The 19,813-nt window shown below is 58.5% G+C and carries 14 protein-coding genes; 2 read left to right on the top strand and 12 right to left on the bottom strand.

The window, feature by feature from the left end; translation table 11 throughout:
* Positions 1-274: 274 nt before the first annotated feature.
* Together pepN and CPJ18_RS13360 are read left to right on the top strand one after the other, a co-directional pair.
* Positions 275-2,923, top strand: coding sequence for an aminopeptidase N (gene pepN, locus CPJ18_RS13365; RefSeq protein ID WP_103658865.1), 2,649 nt, complete (start codon positions 275-277; stop codon positions 2,921-2,923).
* Between the two features lie 184 nt (positions 2,924-3,107).
* A complete protein-coding gene (locus CPJ18_RS13360; RefSeq protein WP_103658863.1) occupies positions 3,108-5,447 on the top strand; it encodes a PAS domain-containing sensor histidine kinase in 2,340 nt (779 codons plus the stop codon).
* Between the two features lie 57 nt (positions 5,448-5,504).
* Here CPJ18_RS13360 and CPJ18_RS13355 read toward each other — a convergent pair whose 3' ends face one another.
* From CPJ18_RS13355 to CPJ18_RS13295, 12 genes are all read right to left on the bottom strand, one after another.
* The gene (locus CPJ18_RS13355; RefSeq protein WP_103658862.1) at positions 5,505-6,623 is read right to left on the bottom strand and encodes a metallophosphoesterase; all 1,119 of its coding nucleotides are present in this window, start codon (positions 6,621-6,623) and stop codon (positions 5,505-5,507) included.
* A gap of 136 nt (positions 6,624-6,759) precedes the next feature.
* Entirely contained in the window at positions 6,760-7,158 is a 399-nt protein-coding gene (locus CPJ18_RS13350; RefSeq protein ID WP_103658860.1) for a VOC family protein, read from the bottom strand.
* A complete protein-coding gene (locus tag CPJ18_RS13345; RefSeq protein ID WP_103658858.1) occupies positions 7,155-7,583 on the bottom strand; it encodes a hypothetical protein in 429 nt (142 codons plus the stop codon). The genes CPJ18_RS13350 and CPJ18_RS13345 overlap by 4 nt, the downstream gene beginning before the upstream one ends.
* A 3-nt stretch (positions 7,584-7,586) precedes the next feature.
* Entirely contained in the window at positions 7,587-10,538 is a 2,952-nt protein-coding gene (locus tag CPJ18_RS13340; protein WP_407026455.1) for a bifunctional [glutamine synthetase] adenylyltransferase/[glutamine synthetase]-adenylyl-L-tyrosine phosphorylase, read from the bottom strand.
* Between the two features lie 189 nt (positions 10,539-10,727).
* Entirely contained in the window at positions 10,728-12,137 is a 1,410-nt protein-coding gene (locus tag CPJ18_RS13335; protein ID WP_103658854.1) for a sensor histidine kinase, read from the bottom strand.
* Between the two features lie 9 nt (positions 12,138-12,146).
* Positions 12,147-12,905, bottom strand: coding sequence for a response regulator transcription factor (locus CPJ18_RS13330; RefSeq protein ID WP_103584686.1), 759 nt, complete (start codon positions 12,903-12,905; stop codon positions 12,147-12,149).
* Positions 12,906-12,989: 84 nt separating this feature from the next.
* Positions 12,990-14,555 (bottom strand): Do family serine endopeptidase, encoded by a 1,566-nt coding sequence (locus CPJ18_RS13325; RefSeq protein ID WP_103658853.1) that lies wholly within the window; start codon positions 14,553-14,555, stop codon positions 12,990-12,992.
* Between the two features lie 436 nt (positions 14,556-14,991).
* The gene (locus CPJ18_RS13315) at positions 14,992-15,453 is read right to left on the bottom strand and encodes a cytochrome c-type biogenesis protein (RefSeq protein WP_103658851.1); all 462 of its coding nucleotides are present in this window, start codon (positions 15,451-15,453) and stop codon (positions 14,992-14,994) included.
* Between the two features lie 125 nt (positions 15,454-15,578).
* The gene (locus CPJ18_RS13310) at positions 15,579-17,564 is read right to left on the bottom strand and encodes a heme lyase CcmF/NrfE family subunit (RefSeq protein ID WP_103658849.1); all 1,986 of its coding nucleotides are present in this window, start codon (positions 17,562-17,564) and stop codon (positions 15,579-15,581) included.
* Positions 17,561-18,031 (bottom strand): cytochrome c maturation protein CcmE, encoded by a 471-nt coding sequence (ccmE, locus tag CPJ18_RS13305; RefSeq protein WP_077106191.1) that lies wholly within the window; start codon positions 18,029-18,031, stop codon positions 17,561-17,563. The genes CPJ18_RS13310 and ccmE overlap by 4 nt, the downstream gene beginning before the upstream one ends.
* Positions 18,028-19,170: a c-type cytochrome biogenesis protein CcmI gene (ccmI, locus tag CPJ18_RS13300; protein WP_103658847.1), complete on the bottom strand. Its 1,143-nt coding sequence runs from the start codon at positions 19,168-19,170 to the stop codon at positions 18,028-18,030. The genes ccmE and ccmI overlap by 4 nt, the downstream gene beginning before the upstream one ends.
* A gap of 173 nt (positions 19,171-19,343) precedes the next feature.
* The gene (locus CPJ18_RS13295; RefSeq protein ID WP_103585470.1) at positions 19,344-19,772 is read right to left on the bottom strand and encodes a hypothetical protein; all 429 of its coding nucleotides are present in this window, start codon (positions 19,770-19,772) and stop codon (positions 19,344-19,346) included.
* Positions 19,773-19,813 lie beyond the last annotated feature (41 nt).

The raw sequence follows: 19,813 nt of genomic DNA, 5'->3' as shown, positions 1-19,813 counted from the left end.
CCTCATAACAGAATTGCTAACCAATTGAACGTTTTACTGTAATATAATTTCGCAACGGCAATAACTTTAGTAATCGTTCAACATTTAATGAAATAATGTGGCAATGCGAGACACGTTCATTGATCCTAACGAAATCAACCGTCTGGCAAGAAAGCGAACAGGACATAATGTTCTGTGAATCTCACATGAACGTGACCCTAATTCAATTTTAGCTTCAGGTGGCATGTGGCATGAAACCTGAGATGTGGCAGACAAGGTTCATTCAGGAATAGTCATGCGAACAGACACGGGCCAGATCGTTCACCTGGCGGATTATCGCCCTACCGATTTCGTTCTCGAACGAGTTGACCTCACTTTCGAACTCGATCCGCAAAATACCAAGGTCGAAGCGCGACTGATTTTCCATCGTCGTGAAGGCGTCGATGCGTCGGCCCCGCTGGTGCTTGACGGCGACGAGTTGACGCTTTCAGGCCTGTTGCTGGACCAGATCGACGTGCCCGCGGCGCAGTACGATGCGACGCCGGACAGTCTCACCATCCGCGACCTACCGGAAGAAGCGCCGTTCGAAATCTGTGTGACGAACTACATCAACCCGGAAACCAATACGCAGTTGATGGGTCTGTATCGCACCAACGGTGTCTACTGCACCCAGTGCGAGGCCGAAGGCTTTCGTCGCATCACCTATTTCCCTGACAGACCTGATGTTCTGGCACCCTATACCATCACCATCGTCGCGGCCAAGGAGGGCAACACCTTCCTGCTGTCCAACGGCAACTTCCTCGGTGGCGGCAATTATGATGAAGGTCGTCACTTCGCGGCGTGGTTCGATCCGCATCCCAAGCCAAGCTATCTCTTCGCGCTGGTGGCCGGTGACCTCGGCCTTATCGAAGACACATTCACCACCATGTCCGGTCGTGACGTCGCGCTGAAAATCTATGTCGAGCACGGCAAGGAGCCGCGCGCTGCCTACGCCATGGATGCGCTGAAACGCTCCATGAAATGGGATGAAGAGCGCTTCGGTCGCGAATACGATCTGGATATTTTCATGATCGTCGCCGTGTCCGATTTCAACATGGGCGCGATGGAGAACAAGGGTCTCAACGTCTTCAACGACAAATATGTTCTGGCCGACCCTGAGACCGCAACCGATGCCGATTACGCCAATATCGAACGCATCATCGCACACGAATATTTCCACAACTGGACCGGCAACCGCATCACCTGCCGTGACTGGTTTCAGCTTTGCCTGAAAGAAGGCCTGACCGTCTATCGCGATCAGGAATTTTCGTCCGACATGCGCTCGCGCCCGGTCAAGCGTATTGCCGATGTGCGTCACCTGAAATCCGAGCAGTTCCCCGAAGATGGCGGCCCGCTGGCGCATCCGCCACGCCCCGATAAATATCGCGAAATCAACAACTTCTACACGACGACCGTGTATGAGAAGGGTGCCGAGATCACCGGCATGATCGCCACCATTCTCGGCGAAGACGATTTCCGCAAAGGCATGGACCTTTACTTCGAGCGCCATGACGGAGACGCCGCCACTGTCGAAGATTTCGTCAAGTGCTTCGAAGAGGCAAGCGGCCGCGATCTCAGCCAATTCTTCCGCTGGTATATTCAGGCCGGCACACCGCTGGTCAGCGCCTCGACAAGCTACGACGCCGCATCCTCTACGTTCACGCTGTCGCTTGAACAGACCGTTCCGGCCACACCGGGCCAGAGCAACAAGCAGGCCTTGCACATTCCGCTGTCCACCGCGCTTATTCTCGATAACGGCCAGATTGCCGAGCCTTCGAAAGTGGAGGGCGGCGAGTACAAGGATGGCGTTCTGCATCTGACAGAACGCAGCCAGACGTTCACTTTCAGCGGAATTTCGTCGCGTCCGGTGCTGTCGCTCAATCGCAGCTTTTCGGCACCGATCAACCTGCATCTCGAGCAATCTGCCGACGACATGGTCCAGATCGCTCGCCATGACACGGACATGTTCTCCCGCTGGCAGGCACTGACGACCTTGGCCATGCCGAACCTCGTCAAAGCGACGAACGCCGTTCGCAATGGCTCTACCGTGGAGTTCGATGCGGCCTTCATCAACACGCTCATCGAAATCATCGGTGACGACGCGCTGGAGCCGGCTTTCCGCGCCCAAGTGCTTGCTCTGCCGAGCGAGTCCGATATTGCCCGCGAAATCGGTAGCGGTAACGACCCGGATGCTATCCACACGGCGCGCAACGCTGCCATGGCAGCCATCGCCAAGGCTGGCGTGGAGACATTGACGTCGCTGTTTGACACCTTCGAAGACAAGGGAACCTATTCGCCGGATGCGACGAGCGCCGGTCGACGCTCCCTGCGCAACATCGCCATGAGCTATCTCTCCTTCGCGGAAGAAACGCCAAAACGCGCTGCGGATACCTTCGCGGCGGCAAGCAATATGACCGATCTCGCTCACGCGCTCAGCATTTTGACGCAGCGTTTCCCGGACTCTTCGGAGGCTGCACAGGCGCTGGCGACATTCGAAGCCCGTTTTGCAGACAATGCGCTGGTGCTGGACAAGTGGCTGTCCATTCAGGCCGCAATTCCCGGCGAAGGTGCGCTTGGCCGCATCAAGTCGCTCACCGGCTCGAAGCATTTCGTCGGCACCAATCCGAATCGTGTTCGTTCGCTCATCGGCACCTTCGCCTTCGGAAATCCAACCGGCTTCAACCGTGCGGATGGTGAAGCGTACCGCTTCCTCGCCGAGCAGATCGTTACCATCGACAAACGCAATCCGCAGTTGGCCGCGCGCATCCTCACATCCATGCGCTCATGGCGCTCTCTGGAGCCCGTGAGGGCCGATCATGCCCGCGCTGCGCTGATGACAATCGAACGCTCGCCTGCCCTCTCGACAGACGTTCGTGACATCGTCGAGCGCGTGCTAAAGGCTTGACGTTACGTTAGTTTGGCGGTTTTCAGGAGGGCCGCCAAATCTGTCCCAAAAAAATACGGAGTCGGTTCAAGGGGTTAAAATTCTTTTAACCATCAGCTCTGGACAAGCCGAATCAGCTTTGATTCACTGGTGTCAGATTCGGGCTTATGCTTCGAATTAACCGAGGGACAATCAAGGCGGGACAATGACGAACGTGCGGCGGGCTACCGCGGGCGATGAGCGCCCGTTTGCCAAAATATGTGATATTGCTGCATGGAGTGAGAGGTTTTCGGGAAATCTTGTGGCGTTGACCACAGGCCCGAAAGACGGTCTCAAATTGCCTCATCTGGAATCGCTGCTCAAGCGGCTGATCCCCGTGCTCATTCTCGCTTTTCTCATCGTGGTTGCCGCCTCGCGTATGCTGGGGATCATGGCCGAATCAGGTCGCATGGAGGAATCTGCGCGGCAGACTACCGCTCTCGCAGCTCTGGCGGCAAAAGCGGCTCTCACCGGCAACGAAGCCATGTTTATGATACAGGACCGGACGGCCGTGGAAACCCGGCTCAACGCCGCCTTCCCCGCGGGCAGCTTCGATAAGGAAACATTGCTGCTGGTCGCTGGTGCCGATGGTCGAATTTTCGGTGGCATCGGACGCGAGGCTTCGATTTATCCCGGCACGTCTCTGACCAACCTTCTGCCTGAGATCGCCATTATCCGCCGCTTTCCCGATGCGCCCGGCACCATCGAAACCGATATCGAAGGTACCCCGCATTATGCCACGATGCTGCCGCTCGGCACCGATGGTGGCATGATCATCGCAGCACGGTCGCTGGAGCCGATCCGTTCGTTCTGGCGCAGCGAAGTTGCCATGAACGTCACGCTGTTCACCGGTATTTCCGCGATCCTGCTCGTCATTCTCTATGCCTATTACATGCAGGTAAAACGCGCCCGCACCGCTGACGAAATTTTCGTGGAGTCCAATCTGCGCGTCGAAACGGCACTGTCTCGCGGTCGCTGCGGCCTCTGGGATTTCGACCTCTCCACCCGCCGCATGTTCTGGTCTACCTCGCTTTACGAAATTCTCGGCCTTCCTCCCAAGACCGAACCGCTATCGTTCAGCGACGCGGCCCGCATGATGCATTCCGAAGAGGGCAATCTCTACGAACTGGCCCGCTCCGTCGGCTGCGGCGACCTTCGCCAGATCGACCAGATCTTCCGCATGCGCCACGCCCACGGCCATTATGTCTGGCTGCGCGCCCGCGCTCAGGTCATCCGCACCTCCAACGGTCCGCGCGTCATCGGCATCGCCATGGACGTGACCGAGCAGCACCGCCTGGCCCAGCGTTATGCCGAGGCGGACCAGCGTCTGGCAGACGCCATCGAAAGTACATCGGAAGCCTTCGTGCTGTGGGACAAGAACGACCGATTGGTTATGTGCAACGCCCACTTCCAGCAGGCCTACGGCCTGCCGGACAGCGTGCTGGTGGCTGGTACCGAACGGTCCGTCGTCAACGCCGCCGCCTGCCGCCCCGTTGTCGAGCGTCGCGTGGCCGACCCGGATCAATCTGGCCTGTCGCGCACCACGGAAGTCCAGCTTGCCGATGCCCGCTGGCTGCAGATCAATGACCGCCGCACCCGCGATGGAGGCCTCGTGTCCGTCGGCACCAACATCACTCTCCTCAAGCGCCACGAAGAGCGCCTGCGCGATTCCGAAAAGCGCCTGATGGCAACGATTGGCGACCTCTCCGCGTCGCGCCACAAGCTGGAGCGACAGAAGACCGAACTGTCAGATGCCAATGCCAATTATCAGGCGGAAAAGGAGCGTGCCGAGGCTGCCAACACGGCGAAATCCGAATTCCTCGCCAATATGAGCCACGAGCTACGCACACCGCTCAACGCCATTCTCGGCTTCTCCGAAATCCTGCTGGCCGAAATGTTTGGTCCGGTCGGCTCACCGAAATACAGCGAATATGCCCGCGATATCCACGATAGCGGCAAGCATCTACTCAACGTCATCAACGATATTCTCGACATGTCGAAGATCGAGGCCGGCCACATGCGAATCAACCGCGAAAAGGTCGATCTGGTGCCGCTGGTCGAGGAAACGCTTCGCCTGACCGCGATCCAGGCCGCCCAGAAGAATATCGCCATTCAGCAGCGTGTGTGCAGAGATATGCACATGACCGGCGACCGGCGCGCGATGAAGCAGATTATGCTCAACCTTTTGTCCAACGCGGTCAAATTCACCGGCAATGGCGGGCGCGTGGAGCTTCGCACACATGTTCACGAAAAGGGTCTGATGCTGACCATCGCAGATACCGGTATCGGCATTCCCTCTGCCGCCATCGATAAGATCGGCCAGCCCTTCGAACAGGTTCAAAGCCAATATGCCAAGAGCCAGGGCGGCTCCGGACTGGGACTTGCCATCTCCCGCTCTCTGGTCAAACTCCATGGCGGCACGATGAAAATCCGCTCCTGCGTGGGCAAGGGTACCGTCGTTACCCTCTTCATTCCCCACGACGAAGCCGCCAAATACGCAGCTTAATGATGCTTTCAAACATGCCGCCGCTCCTCTTTTCCAGAGAGCGGCGGCATTGCTTTTTTAAGAACCGCGACGAAGCGTGATGCGTGTCAATTCGGACGGGATACCCAGTCTCAAAGCGAAACCGGGCCACAGCGCCGTTCCATTGTTCACGTAAAGCTGCATGCCGCCCACCTGGTAGAAGCCTGAGACGAAGCCTTTGTTGGCGCGCGCAACGAGACGATCTAACCCCAGAACCATGCCGCCGTGGGTATGCCCCGATAGCTGAACAGCCACGCCCAACTGAGCATTCCGTGCCGCTTCCATGGGCTGATGGTCGAGCAGAATGATGGGGGCACCTTCACGCGCGCCCTTTATCGCTTCTGCCACATCGGGAGGCGGAAAGCCGGTTCTGGATGATGACAGATCCGTCACTCCAGCAATGACGAGGCTTTCGCCATTGCGCTCGATGACGGCATGGTTGTTGGCCAGCGTCATCATGTTCAGGCCGCGATAATACGCCATCCACTCTTCATAGCCGAAGAAATACTCATGATTTCCCGGAATGGTGTAGACGCCATCACGTGCCTTGAGATCAGCGAGCGGTGCGATGTCCTGTTTACGGCTTTCGATATTGCCATCGATCAGGTCGCCCGTGATGACGATGAGATCGGCATTCAGCGCATTCGTTCGTGCAACGACCTCCTTTGCCCACCCACTGTCGAACAGGCGACTGATGTGGAGGTCAGTCAACTGCACCATCTGATAGCCTTCAAAGGCGGCTGGCAGGCCCGGAATGGTTATCTCGATATCCTTCAACGGCGGAACGCGGATCGCCTGGCTGACGCCGAACGCAGCAAGCCCGAACGCAGCTAAGCCCATGGCATAACGAACGCCAACCGGAACAGCCGGAAAATGCCCCTTGAACGGCGTGATGATAATCGACACGACATCCAGTGCGATCTGAAACATCGCCAGCAACAGGATCGTTCCCATCAGTACATTGATGGCAATGATCAGCGGCCGCGGGAACTCGGGCGAAAACACGGAGCCTGAAGAGAGACGATTAATCAGGTGATATTGCGACGCGACGAGAAGGATAAGACCCAGAGCAATCTTTACAGACCACACCCATGGCAGCGGCTGGATAAATCGCGCAACGACAACCAGCCAGGGAATGCCAAATATAAGATGAAACATAATATGCCCTTGTGTTTGATCCTGTTTACGGACGCGGCACGCAAACGGATCAATCCATGCCGGTAATGGATTGATCCGCGCTGTTACGCCGAAACCTGAAACACAGATGGTGTTTGGAGCTCGATGCTCAAGGCAGCTAGCTGCTCTTCCTGACATCGTAGCAGACAAAAGCGATTTTGTTGCCATCGGGATCACGCACATAGGCCGCATAAAACCCTTCGCCGTAATCGGGACGCAGCCCCGGCGCGCCCTCGTCCGATCCACCATTCGCCATTGCGAGGCCATGCAGCCTGTCAATCGTTTCGGAACCAGCGATCAGAAACGCCGTCATCGTCCCATTTCCAACGCCAGCCTTGCCACCATCGAAGGGATAACCCGTGGCAAACCGCGGCGCATTCACATCCGTCTTGTCGCCCCAGAATGCAACCTGCTCATCCTTGTAGCACTGCTTCAAGCCCATCTCGGTAAACACCGGATCATAAAACCGCACGGCGCGATCCAGATCCGTCGTGCCAACCATGGTGTATCCAATCATCTGCCTGTCTCCGTAGTGCCTAAAGCTTGGCTTCGTTTCATTTCAATGGCGCGTTCGATGCCTGGGGCGGCGTGGTCATGAAACCATGAAACCAGTTTGCGGATATCATCGGCCGCTGGTGGTTCCTTTTCTCCAGCACCGATTGTCTCCGCGGCAGCCTGCGCCATTGCAACCAGAATACGAGCCGTCTCTGGAACATAGGCCAGATCGACATCATTTTCGTGTCGGCTGCGGATAATCTTGTAGCGAAGATTTTCCGATGCAGTCCAGGCGCTTGCCAGAAAATCCTGAACGCTGACGGCTTGTCCGTTTACGTCTATGTCAGCATCCCGGTCGCTTTCCGTATATCCCGCCGCCTCGATCCTCTCACACGTATCGATTGCTGCATTGAGCATATCCCTGACCAGATTCCAGTCGGTTTTCATGTATCACCTCACTATTCCGCTGCCATCCTTGACCACGATAGAAAACGCCTTCCGCACAGTTTTCGACAGCCGTTTCACCTCACCCTCGAGCGTCCCAATATCAGGGCAATCACCCGCACGGCAGACGAGATCGATCAGTCCGGCGGGTGCCTCCTTGGGTGAGAAATCGCCCTCGATGCACAGACGGATGATCTGGGACAGTTCCGTGAAAAGGTTCAGTGCCGCCATGCAGTCGTCATAGGTCTGCGGCTCGATTGCCCCTGCTGCTACGCGTTTCCACACATCAGCCGTGCTTTCACCCGTCACATGTGGTGGCAGACCTTTTGCGGGCGGAATCAGTGTCAGATATTGCGCAATGAACTCCAGATCGACCAGACCGCCGGGGATGAGCTTGAAATCCCAGCCATTGGCAGGCGGCTTTTCCTCGCCGATCAGCTTGCGCATCTCCGCCACGTCACCTGCGATCTTCGCCACATCCCGCTTCTGCGAGAGGACAGATGCAATGATGCGTTCGGCATCCTCAATCAGCGAGGCATCGCCGCAGATCAGCCGCGCGCGGGATAGCGCCAGATGCTCCCATGTCCAGGCTTCCTCCCGCTGATATTTCTCGAACGTCGAAATACGCGTCGCCACCGGCCCCTTGTTGCCGGAAGGGCGCAGCCGCATGTCCACCTCGTAGAGCACGCCTTCGGCAGTCGGCGCTGATAGAGCCGAGATCAGCCTTTGCGTAATACGGCTAAAATATCTGACAGCATCCAGCGGCTTTGCCCCATCGGATTCGGACGCCGCATCGTCGTAATCATAGAGCAGAATCAGATCGACATCGGACCCCGCCGTCAGTTCGAACGAGCCAAGCTTCCCCATGCCGACGACGGCCACTCGACCGCCAGGATATCTGCCATGTGCAGCTTCCATTTCAGCCATCACCGCCTTTACCGCAGCCTCGATCACCAGATCGGCAAGATACGTAAAGGCCCGTCCCGCCACCTCTCCGCGGATCGCGCCAGTCAACAGCCGCACCCCAATCAGGAAACGCTGTTCCGCAGCAAAGATGCGCAGCCTGTCGAGAATGTCTTCATAGTGCCGCGCCGGCGCCAGAAACCCCTGCATACGCTGGCCGAGATAGTCGCGCGTTGGAACGTCCGTCATCAAAGCCGGGTCCAGCATGCCGTCGAACACATGCGGGCGCGCGGCAATAATTTCCGCCAAGCGCGGCGCGGATGACATGATCGTCACCAGCAGTGATAGCAGCGCCGGATTATTTCCAAGCAAGGAAAAAAGCTGAATTCCGGCAGGTAGGCCGGAGAGAAAATTGTCGAACCGCAACAAAGCTTCATCGGCCCGCTTGCTTTTGCCGAAGGCCTGCAACAGTTCCGGTGTCAGTTCCGTCAAACGCTCCCGCGCCTCGACGGATTGCGTGGCGCGGTAACGCCCGTTGTGCCAGGTGCGAATGACGCCCGACATGGATTCCGGCCGTTCGAAACCCAGCCTCGCCAGCGTCTTCAACGTATCAGGGTCATCCCTCTGTCCGGTAAAAACCAGATTGCCGCTTTCCCCTGACAGCTTGGTTTCCTGCTCGAAAAGCGCCGAATATTTGCGCTCCACCAGCCGCAGCACGCCTTCCAGCTTTTCAGAAAAGCTTTTGGTATCGGCAAAGCCCAGCATGAAGGCGATGCGCCTTAACTCTGTTTCCGTATCCGGCAGAATATGGGTCTGCTCGTCACGCACCATCTGAATGCGGTGCTCCACTTCGCGTAGAAACCAGTAGGCATCCGTCAGCTTGTCGCGTGTCCCGGCGTCGATCCACTTCGCCTCCGTCAACGCCGCCAGCGCCTCCTGCGTGGAGCGCACCCGCAGCGGAGCCATCCGCCCGCCAGCAATCAGTTGCTGCGTCTGCGCGAAGAACTCGATCTCGCGAATACCGCCCCGACCGAGCTTGACGTTATGCCCCTTCACCGCAATCGCACCATGGCCCTTATGCGCGTGAATTTGCCGCTTGATGGAGTGGATATCGGCAATAGCCGCATAATCCAGATATTTGCGAAACACGAACGGCGTCAGCTCCCGCATGAAGCCTTCGCCCGCCTTGATATCCCCCGCCACCGGCCGCGCCTTGATATAGGCCGCCCGCTCCCAGTTCTGACCCCGGCCCTCATAATAGGTCAGCGCCGCCTCCACGGGTATGGCAAGTGGTGTCGATCCGGGGTCCGGGCGCAGCCGCAGGTCGGTTCGAAACACATACCCATCGGCGGTGCGCTCCTGCATGATCCGGATCAGCCGTCGCATCATGCGCCCGAAAATCTCCAGTGCATCCAGCGGGTCAGGTATGATGCAGGAGGATGGCTCGAAGAACACCACGGCATCGATATCGGACGAATAATTCAGTTCCTGCGCGCCCAGCTTGCCCATACCAAGCACGATCAAGCCGGAACCCTCGCTCGGCACCTCGGGATTTTTCAGCGTCAGTTTTCCGCTCTGATGGTTGGCCAGAAGCAGATGGTCGATGGCTGCTGCCAGACTGGCATCGGCCATATCGCTCAGCCAATGCGTCGTGTCGCGCGCCACGAAAATGCGCGCCAGATCGGCCATGGCGGAGATGAAGGAGAGCCTTCGCTTGGCAATGCGCAGCCGCGTCATCACCTCAGCTTCCGTCGGGGCAACGCCGTCACCATCCGGCCGCCAGCAATGACGCGCATCTTCGACCAAACGCGCCAGCGTTGCATCCAGCGGACCTGATATCGCCAGCGTCAGCAGACCCTCATCGGCCACCGCCGCATCACGTAAATAGGGAGAGAGCGACAACGCCTGCGCCACGAAATCCTTGAGCGGCCTGTCACTCGCCAGAAGCGCGGCCACATCAGGTTCGCCTTTGCCAATATCCTTCAGAGTGGAAAGAACGGATTTCAGCTCCGTTTGCGTATAGGCGCGAATAACACCCGGCTGCACGTCTTCCAGCCGTCTTTCGACGGTTGCCGCTTGTCTCAATGTCTCTCTCCCTACCCCAGGCTCCCCTCATTCCTGTGCCTGTCACAGGAATCCAGCGACCGAGCGTCTGCTCGGTCAAAAGGCTCTCCTCAGCCCAAAGACTTGGGCTGACTGGATCCCTGTGACGAGCACAGGGATGAGGGAAAAACAGAGAGGACCTTAAGGTGTAGTCACAGGAAAAACCATCGAAACAGTCAGGCCAGGTGCCGCGGCATTCTCAGGATCGGTATCAGAAAGCCGCAGCGAACCGCCATGCAGCTCCATCACCGCCTCGACAAGAGAAAGCCCCAGACCCGTTCCGGGCTTGGAACGGCTTTCGTCCAGCCGCACGAAACGCTTGATCACCTCGTCGCGTTTGTTGGCTGGCACACCGGGACCATTGTCGGCCACCGACAGAACGATGCCGTCCTCCTGCCGCACCAGCCGCACGGCAAGCCCCTTCTTGCCCTCATGCCCACTGGCGTATTTGATGGCGTTGTCGATGAGATTGGTCAACGCCTGGCCGATCAGTTCGCGGTTACCCTGCACGATCAGCCCCGGCGTAATATCCGCCGTCAGCGTCAAGCCTTCCTCATCGGCGACAGGCTCGTAAAGCTCGGCGCTATCTTCGGCAATTGCGGATACATCCACATCGCTCATTTCGGCGGCGATGGAGCCCGCCTCAACGCGGGAAATCATTAAAAGCGCGTTGAACGTGCGGATCAGTTGATCGGATTCCGCAATGATGCCCTCCAGTGCTGAACGACGCTTGTCGTCATCCCGGTCTTCCAGCGCCTCAGTCGCCTTGTTACGCAGCCGCGTCAGCGGCGTCTTGAGGTCATGCGCGATGTTGTCAGAAACCTGCCGCAGACCCTCGTTCAGCTTCTCGATACGCCCCAGCATGGCGTTGAGCGAACCCGAGAGACGGTCAAATTCATCGCCGGAACGGCCCTGCGGCAAGCGCTGCGAAAGATCGCCCGCCATAATTTTCTTTGTCGCATCGGACATGCGGTTGAGACGCTTCAGCGCATTGCGACCGATTGCAAACCAGATGAGAACAGCGCCACCACCCATAATGGCGAGCGCCACCATCAGGGCATTGCGCACCAGCAGCCGGAACTTCGTCGGCTCGCCCAGATCGCGACCGACCAGAATACGCAGGCCATTATCGAGGCGGAAAATATTGGCGGTGGCGAGATGTTTCACCGCATCGCCGCTTTCGGAATAGCGCTCGTAACCAAACGGAAACTCGGTCCAGCCCTCATTGTCGAACACACCGGGCTGCACGGAAGCGACGTTGCCAGCCAATATTTCGCCATTCGGCCCGGCGATCACATAAAGGCTCGCCCCTGGCTGCCGCGCGCGGCGTTCCATCATTCGCAACAGCGGGTTGATGCCGCCGCGATTATAGACGCGCTGGACGTCATTGACTTCCTGTTGCACGGCGTCACGCGTCTGCTGGTTCAGCAGTCCCTCGGACAGCGCGGTCACATAGAAAACGAGGAAAGCAGCACAAAGCGCGAAAAGCAGGATGTAAAGCGCCGAAAGGCGCACCGCCGTCGAGCTGAACAGAAGACGAAGACGTGCCATGAGGCGGCTTTACCCCTCATCCTTCATCATATAGCCCGCACCGCGAATGGTTTTCAGCAACGGCTTGTCGAAATCCTTCTCGATTTTCGAGCGAAGGCGCGACACATGCACGTCGATGACGTTGGTCTGCGGATCGAAGTGGTAATCCCAGACATTTTCCAGAAGCATGGTGCGCGTCACCACCTGGCCCGCGTTCTTCATCAAATATTCCAGCAGGCGAAATTCGCGCGGCTGCAGTAGAATTTCCTTACCGGCGCGGCGCACGTCATGGGAAAGGCGATCGAGTTCCAGATCGCCGACACGGTAGACCATGTCCTGCTCCGGCTTGCCCTTGCGACGACCCAACACCTCAATGCGCGCCAGCAGCTCGCTGAAAGCATAGGGTTTCGGCAGATAATCGTCGCCACCGGCCCGCAAGCCTGTCACGCGGTCATCCACCTGCCCCAGAGCGGAGAGAATCAGCACCGGCGTCTCGATACCGCGACGGCGCAACTCGCTGATAACGGAAAGCCCATCACGGCGCGGCAGCATGCGGTCGATGACCATCACGTCATAGGCATTCTCAACGCCCATAAACAGGCCGCTCTCGCCATCGCTGGCGTGATCGGCCACAATGCCCGCTTCCCGGAACGCCTTGGTCATATAGGCCGCAGCTTCCAGATCGTCTTCGATAACAAGAATCTTCATGTGCGGGACAATAGCGTTGTCAACATCAACCGCACAACCGGAAACAGATGCGGGAGATGATTCCTGTGTCTTGTTTTCCATGTGGTTTCTCCGAAGATGTCGCGGCGTGACCTTCAATGAGGAGTGGCGGGAGAGGCAATTGCCCCTCCCGCCACAGTGTCATGATCAACCCTGGTCGATATCCAGCGCGATGAAGCGGCTGCCATCTTCCGTCTGGATCTGGAACAGAGCCTTGGAACGACCGTCCTTCTTGGCCTGCGAGAGAATCTTCTCGACATCAGCAGCGGACGCGACCTGCTGGTTGTTGACCGATGTGATCTTTTCGCCGGTCTTCAGACCACGGGCTGCGGCATCGGAGTCTGGATCGACGTCGGTGATCGCAAGGCCCGCGCCATCGTCAGAAGGCGCAACCGTCAGACCAAGGCTGGACAGCGCTTTTTCGCTGGAAGGCTGGCTACCCTTGTCATCATTCTGGCTGGCCGTTGCCTTGGAGGCATCATCGCTGGCAAGATCGCCCAAGGTCACCGTTACCGGGTGCGCCTTACCACCGCGCCACAGCGAAAGCTCGACTTTGGTATTCGGAGCCATGGCACCGATGCGGCGTGAGAGATCGCGGGCGTCCTTGACCGTATCGCCATTCAGCGCGGTGATGATGTCACCCTGCTTGATGCCAGCCTTGTCACCGGGCGAACCGGCCTGCGGAGCAACCACCAGCGCGCCACTTGCCTCGGCAAGACCAAGCGACTCAGCGATATCCTTGCTCACAGGCTGAATCTGTACACCGAGCCAGCCACGCTCGACCTTACCATCCTTGATCAAATCCTGAACGACATCCTTGGCTACGGATGCGGGAATGGCGAAAGCAATACCCACATTACCGCCGGATGGAGAGAAGATCGCGGTGTTGATGCCGACGACTTCGCCGTTGAGGTTGAAGGCCGGACCACCGGAATTACCCCGGTTCACGGCAGCGTCAATCTGGAGGTAATCGTCATAAGGACCGGAGCCGATGTCGCGACCACGAGCGGAGACGATACCCGACGTTACAGTGCCACCAAGGCCGAATGGGTTACCGACAGCCACGACCCAGTCACCAACGCGGATTTTGCTGTCATCGGCAAACTGAACATAGGTAAACTTGCGGTTCACGTCCACTTTCAGCACGGCCAGATCAGTGCGAGTATCGCGACCAATCAGCTTGGCATCGAGTTCCGTGCCGTCGTTCATAACAACCGTATAGGCGGAACCATCATCCACAACGTGGTTGTTGGTTACGATATAGCCGTCCTCGGAGATGAAGAAGCCAGAGCCCTGCGCGGTTGGACGCAGCGGGCCTTTACCGTCGCGGTGGGCCTTCGGACCACGGTCGGCGCGCTTGTCGCCTTCACCGGCACCCGGTCCGCCAAATTCTTTGAAGAAGCGCTTTAGCGGGTGATCATCGGGAAGCTGGTCGAGACCACGACCGCCAAAATTGAATGAATAGCCGCTGTTATCATCGGAAGCCGGCTGCACATTGGATTGTACGCGCACAGAGACGACGGCAGGGGAAACCGCGTCTACAACGTTGGCAAAGCTCGGCACCTGCGGCGCGGTCACTTCAACGGGTGCTGCGAAAGAATGAGCGATTGGCCCAGCGACGCCTGTCGTCAGCATCAAAGTCGCCAGACCGCCAACAGCGGAAGACTTGAGGATGGTCTTCAACGAGGGACGTCCGTTTTGCAAATTAGACATGGAACTTACCTTCTTTCTTCATTCAGACTGGAGCCCCGGTGGATCGGGGAAGCGGTGGATGATGAAGATATAGGTGCCCGCACCTTACAGCGAAGTGTCTGGCGCGTGAAAAATCCGTAATGTTGGGGGATTTGCGGAAGAGAGGGTTATGGATGGATTATAAATCGTTGAAATATATTGCGTTTTATCTTTAACCTAACCGCCGCAATATAGGGCAGTGCTTGTGGCCTACCCCCCTCTGTCCTGCCGGACATCTCCCCCTCAAGGGGGGAGATCGACTCGCGGCGATGTCTCGGTCATCTTGAATGCTGCGGATAGGGTGGAGAGCCCGCGCCCAGCTAATCTCCCCCCTTGAGGGGGAGATGTCCGGCAGGACGGAGGGGGGGAGCCACGGTTGCCAGCTTGCATTGTATGTCGCAAGCCACCCCACTCACCCCTACCCCAACAAATCCCGAATCCGCGCCTCTTCATCCACCGTCAGCTTCTGTCCCTCGGACACCGCCACCCGACGCCGCGCAAAAACAAAAATCGCCGTCGCGCCAATCACAATCAGCGCAATCGGCGCGCCCCACAACGCAATGGTACGCGCACTAAACCGCGGCTTCAGCAAAACAAATTCGCCATAGCGCGACACGACATAATCGACCACCGCGTCGTCGCTATCTCCCTGCGTCAACCGCTCGCGCACCAGCACCCGCAAATCCCGCGCCAGCTCTGCATTGCTGTCATCGATGGACTGATTCTGGCACACCATGCAACGCAACTGCACGGTCAGCGCTCGTGCGCGGGCTTCGAGCGCTGGGTCGGAGAGAACTTCGTCGGGGTTGAAGGCGAATGCGGGGAGTGATGTAAATAGGAGGGTGATGAGAACGGCAACCGTAGAGAAAACCTCCCTCATTCCTGTGCTCGTCACAGGAATCCAGCCACGGCGCGTCTGCGCCGTGAATGACTCTTTCGCGCCCAAAGACTTGGGCGCACTGGATTCCTGTGACAAGCACAGGAATGAGGGAAGATGGAGCCCCATCATTCCGCAGGCTCCAGCACTGGTGCCGCCTTCGCTTTCCGCCTCGGCGCACCCACGCGCAACCGGCGGTCAGACAGTGAAACCAGCCCACCAATCATCATGAACACCGTGCCACCCCAGATGCACAGAATGAACGGCTTCCACCAGATGCGGACCACCATGCCGCCATCGGCCATCGGGTCGCCCAGCGATACGTAAAGCTGCGAAAGCCCGAATGTCATGATGCCAGCTTCCGTCGTCGGCATACGCCGCGCCGTGTATAGCCGCTTCGATGACCACACATCAGCCACCTCGACCCCGCCTTTACGCGCAGTGAAATGGCCGCGATCCTCGGTATAGTTCGGCCCGACATGATGACGGATACCATCGAAGGTCAGGCTATAGCCGCCCGCATCCACCGCCATGCCCTGCTTCATCTCGACCACAGTTTCCGTCTCGAAGGTGGTCACGATAACGATGCCCAGCACGGTCACGCCAAGCCCCATATGCGCCAACGTCGTTCCGAAAGTGGAGCGTGGCAGACCCTTGAGACGTCGTAGCGCGATGCCAAAGGCGAGCTTGCCGAAATTGGCGCGATACCACAGATCGGCCAGCGCGCCGAAGATCAGCCAGAATCCTGCGATCATGCCCAACACGGCCATGACAGGCCCGCCATGCTCGATATACCACAGCGTCAAACCAGCAACGCAGGCCAGAGCCGCCGCCACATACAGCCGTTGAAACGCACCCAGCAAATCGCCGCGCTTCCATGCCATCATAGGCCCGAATGGCGTCACGATCAGAATGGGAATCATCAACAGCCCGAAGGTCAGGTTGAAGAAGGGCTCACCGACGGAAATCTTCTCGCCGGTCAACGTTTCCAGAACCAGCGGGTACAGCGTACCGATCAGCACAGTCGCGGTGGAAACCGTCAGGATCAGGTTGTTCAGAACCAGTGCACCCTCGCGCGAAACCGGCGCGAACAGGCCACCGGCCTTCAGCATCGGCGCACGCCATGCAAACAACGAAAACGCGCCACCGATGAAGATCATCAGAATGCACAGAATGAAAATGCCACGGCTCGGGTCGGTCGCGAAGGCATGCACCGAGGTCAGCACACCGGAGCGCACAAGGAAGGTGCCGAGCAGCGATAGCGAAAAGGTCATGATCGCCAGCAGCACGGTCCAGATTTTCAGCGCCTCGCGCTTTTCCATCACCAGCGCCGAATGCAAAAGCGCGGTTCCAGCCAGCCACGGCATGAAAGAGGCGTTCTCCACCGGGTCCCAGAACCACCAGCCGCCCCAGCCGAGTTCGTAATAGGCCCAGTAGGAGCCCATCGAAATGCCCGCCGTCAGAAAGGTCCAGGCAGCCAAGGTCCATGGCCGCACCCAGCGCGCCCATGCGGCATCGATGCGCCCTTCCATCAGGGCGGCAACGGCAAAGGAGAAACAGACGGAGAAGCCGACATAACCGAGGTAGAGCAGCGGCGGATGGATCGCGAGGCCGAAATCCTGAAGCACCGGGTTGAGATCCTGCCCTTCGGCGGGAACCGGCGAAAGCCGCGCAAAGGGATTGGACGTCAACAGAATGAACAGCAGAAACGCCGTCGTCACCCAGGCCTGCACGGCCAGCACATTGGCGCGGAGCGTATCGGGCAGATTGCGGCCATAGACGGCAACCATCGCACTGAACAGCACGAGGATCAGCAGCCACAGCAGCATCGATCCCTCATGGTTGCCCCACACGCCGGTCAGCTTATAGAGCATCGGCATCAGAGAATGGGAATTCTCATAGACGTTCTTCAGCGAGAAATCCGAGACCGCATAGGCGTGCGTCAGCGATGCAAAGGCAATGCCCACCAGCAGAAACAGCAGAACGGAGCCGATGGGCGCAATGTCCATCAATGCCTTGTCATTGCGGCGCGCCCCGAACGCCGGCAGCGTGGACACGACGAGCGCCACACCCAGCGCCAACACCAGAGCATAATGGCCGATTTCGGTAATCATTGCGTCGCTCCGGTCTTTGTCACACCGTCTGGTGCCTGCTGCCACAGGCCCTTGTCCTTCAGCCGGTCTGCGACTTCCTTGGGCATGTAGTTTTCATCATGCTTGGCCAGAACGCTGTCAGCCACAAAGGCATGCGTCGCGGCATCGAAGGTCCCTTCAGTCACCACGCCCTGCCCCTCGCGAAAAAGGTCCGGCAAAATCCCGGTATAGCTGACCGGCACCGTTGCGCCGCCATCGGTCACTGCAAAGCTCACCGTGCGCCCCTCGCCACGCTTGACCGAACCTTCGGCCACCAGCCCACCAAGGCGGATGCGCGTTCCGGGCGCAACGCTGGTCTTTTCCAGATCGCCAGGCATGTAGAAATAGGCAATCGACTGCCCAAAGGCGAACATCACCAGAAATGCTGCAATCATGATGAAGCTGACACCGCCGCCGATGATCGCCAGTCTTTTCTGCTTGCGGGTCATTGCGTCACTCCCTGCGCAGAAACGCCCAACTGTTGCGCCAGCGCCATCAACTGCTTGCCCTGTTCACCGTCTGGCGGAAAGGCTTTTAGCCCGTCGGCCAGAGCCTGACGCGCCTTCTCGTCATTCTTTAACATGGCGTAGGATCGCACCAGCCGCATCCAACCCTCGAAATTGTCGGGGTTTTCCTTCAGCCGCGCGTCCAGACTTTCCACCATTCCCGCCACCATCGCCTGCCGGTCTTCGGCCGACATGTTGCTGGCTGCAGCCACGTCCTCGGCGCTTGGCCCGCCGGGCGCTTGCGGCTTCGGGGCAGCGGCAATGTCTGCCCCGCCGGTATTTTGCAGATGCGCCTGCAACAGCGGTATCCACGGCGCGCCCTCGGGCGAATCCTTCAGCAGCGCGGCAAAGGCATTGCGCGCCTCATCCGTTTTGCCCGCCTGCTCCAGCGAAAGCGCCAGATAAAAGCGCACACGCGGGTTGCCGGGGCTCATCTTTTCCGCATCTTCCAATGCGGAGCGCGCATCATCAATAACGACACCATCATTGGTGGCAATCAACGTTTCGGCAAGGCCGGTCAGACGCTCAGGGTTTTCACCCTGAAGACGGATGGCGTTGCGATAGGCCATCTCCGCATCGCCTAAACGCATGGTCTTGAAATAGATCGGGGCCAGCACATCCCATCCGGCGCCATCGTCAGGGTTCTGCGCCAGATGCCGTTCGGCCTTGGCAATCATCAGGTCCATGTCATTGCCGGGCTTTTCAAGACGTGCCTGTAGCGGCATGTCCGGCATACCAGGACTGCCCATGAACAAGTAAAGACAGAGCCCCGTCAGCGGCAACAGCACAGTCACGATGCTGGCCAACGCATTGTGCTTCCGTGGCGAGATCGCTGCAACCTCGCCCGTTTTGCCGGAGGCCGCGGCCAACAGCCGCCGCCCGATTTCGGCGCGGGCATATTCAGCTTCCGTCTCGCCAATCAGCCCGCTCTCACGCTCGCGCTGTAATTCGGCCAGTTGGTCGCGATAGACAGCCACCTCGCCTTCACGGGCGGTGTCGGCTACGCCGCTGCTGCGCATCAGCGGATAGGTCAGAACGATGGCCACGGCCGCCGTCAACAGGGCGATAAAAATCCAGAACATGCCGTTTCAATTACTCGAATGCGCGCCGCTTTGAAATAAGCCGCAGCAGGATGACGTGAATTTGAGGCACTATGCCGCGTAACGCCGTGGAACCGATCCCCTTCGATCGATTTCCACCACGCCTCTCGTTCTAACGATCAGCCTTGCCTGCCTTGACGCGCGTCAAGCAACCGTCAGATCAGCGGCGTCCAGGTGCCATCGGTGTTGCGACAGGCGGCACCGCGCACCTTCGCCTGCTTGCCGTCTACCGTCAGATTATGGGTGTATTGGCGGCAATTCTGGTTGCCGACCTGGTATGGCGCATTGGCGATGACTTCGCCACGCGTGTCGCCGTCACCCCACACGACAGCTTGGCCACCAGGCGCGGTTTCCAGCGCACGATATTCCGCTTCCAGCGCCTTGTTGAAATCGCTACGGCCCATCTGCAAGCCGCTTCTGCCGACGATGCCGCCCTGAAGGCTGGAAATATAGGGCGTTGCCGACGCTCCACCGCGACCCATCAAACCGCCACCGGAACCACGGGTGTTGGATGTGGTGCAGGAGCTGAGCGCCGAAAGGCAGATCAGCGAAACCACGGCAGGGCGCATAAAGTTGGATTTCATCCCGGCAGATCCGGCTTTGCCCATCACGTAAACCAAGAATA

Origin of the sequence: Agrobacterium rosae, from assembly GCF_002915175.1 — a bacterium.
Taxonomy (GTDB): Bacteria; Pseudomonadota; Alphaproteobacteria; order Rhizobiales; family Rhizobiaceae; genus Agrobacterium; species Agrobacterium rosae.
This window is presented reverse-complemented; position numbering and strand designations above follow the sequence as displayed.

Excerpts from the sequence above, each read along its gene's own strand:
- pepN (WP_103658865.1), top strand. The coding sequence starts at position 275 with ATGCGAACAGACACGGGCCAGATCGTTCACCTGGCGGATTATCGCCCT.
- CPJ18_RS13360 (WP_103658863.1), top strand. The coding sequence starts at position 3,108 with ATGACGAACGTGCGGCGGGCTACCGCGGGCGATGAGCGCCCGTTTGCC.
- CPJ18_RS13355 (WP_103658862.1), bottom strand. The coding sequence starts at position 6,623 with ATGTTTCATCTTATATTTGGCATTCCCTGGCTGGTTGTCGTTGCGCGA.
- CPJ18_RS13350 (WP_103658860.1), bottom strand. The coding sequence starts at position 7,158 with ATGATTGGATACACCATGGTTGGCACGACGGATCTGGATCGCGCCGTG.
- CPJ18_RS13345 (WP_103658858.1), bottom strand. The coding sequence starts at position 7,583 with ATGAAAACCGACTGGAATCTGGTCAGGGATATGCTCAATGCAGCAATC.
- CPJ18_RS13335 (WP_103658854.1), bottom strand. The coding sequence starts at position 12,137 with ATGGCACGTCTTCGTCTTCTGTTCAGCTCGACGGCGGTGCGCCTTTCG.
- CPJ18_RS13330 (WP_103584686.1), bottom strand. The coding sequence starts at position 12,905 with ATGGAAAACAAGACACAGGAATCATCTCCCGCATCTGTTTCCGGTTGT.
- CPJ18_RS13325 (WP_103658853.1), bottom strand. The coding sequence starts at position 14,555 with ATGTCTAATTTGCAAAACGGACGTCCCTCGTTGAAGACCATCCTCAAG.
- CPJ18_RS13315 (WP_103658851.1), bottom strand. The coding sequence starts at position 15,453 with ATGAGGGAGGTTTTCTCTACGGTTGCCGTTCTCATCACCCTCCTATTT.
- CPJ18_RS13310 (WP_103658849.1), bottom strand. The coding sequence starts at position 17,564 with ATGATTACCGAAATCGGCCATTATGCTCTGGTGTTGGCGCTGGGTGTG.
- ccmE (WP_077106191.1), bottom strand. The coding sequence starts at position 18,031 with ATGACCCGCAAGCAGAAAAGACTGGCGATCATCGGCGGCGGTGTCAGC.
- ccmI (WP_103658847.1), bottom strand. The coding sequence starts at position 19,170 with ATGTTCTGGATTTTTATCGCCCTGTTGACGGCGGCCGTGGCCATCGTT.
- CPJ18_RS13295 (WP_103585470.1), bottom strand. The coding sequence starts at position 19,772 with ATGAAATCCAACTTTATGCGCCCTGCCGTGGTTTCGCTGATCTGCCTT.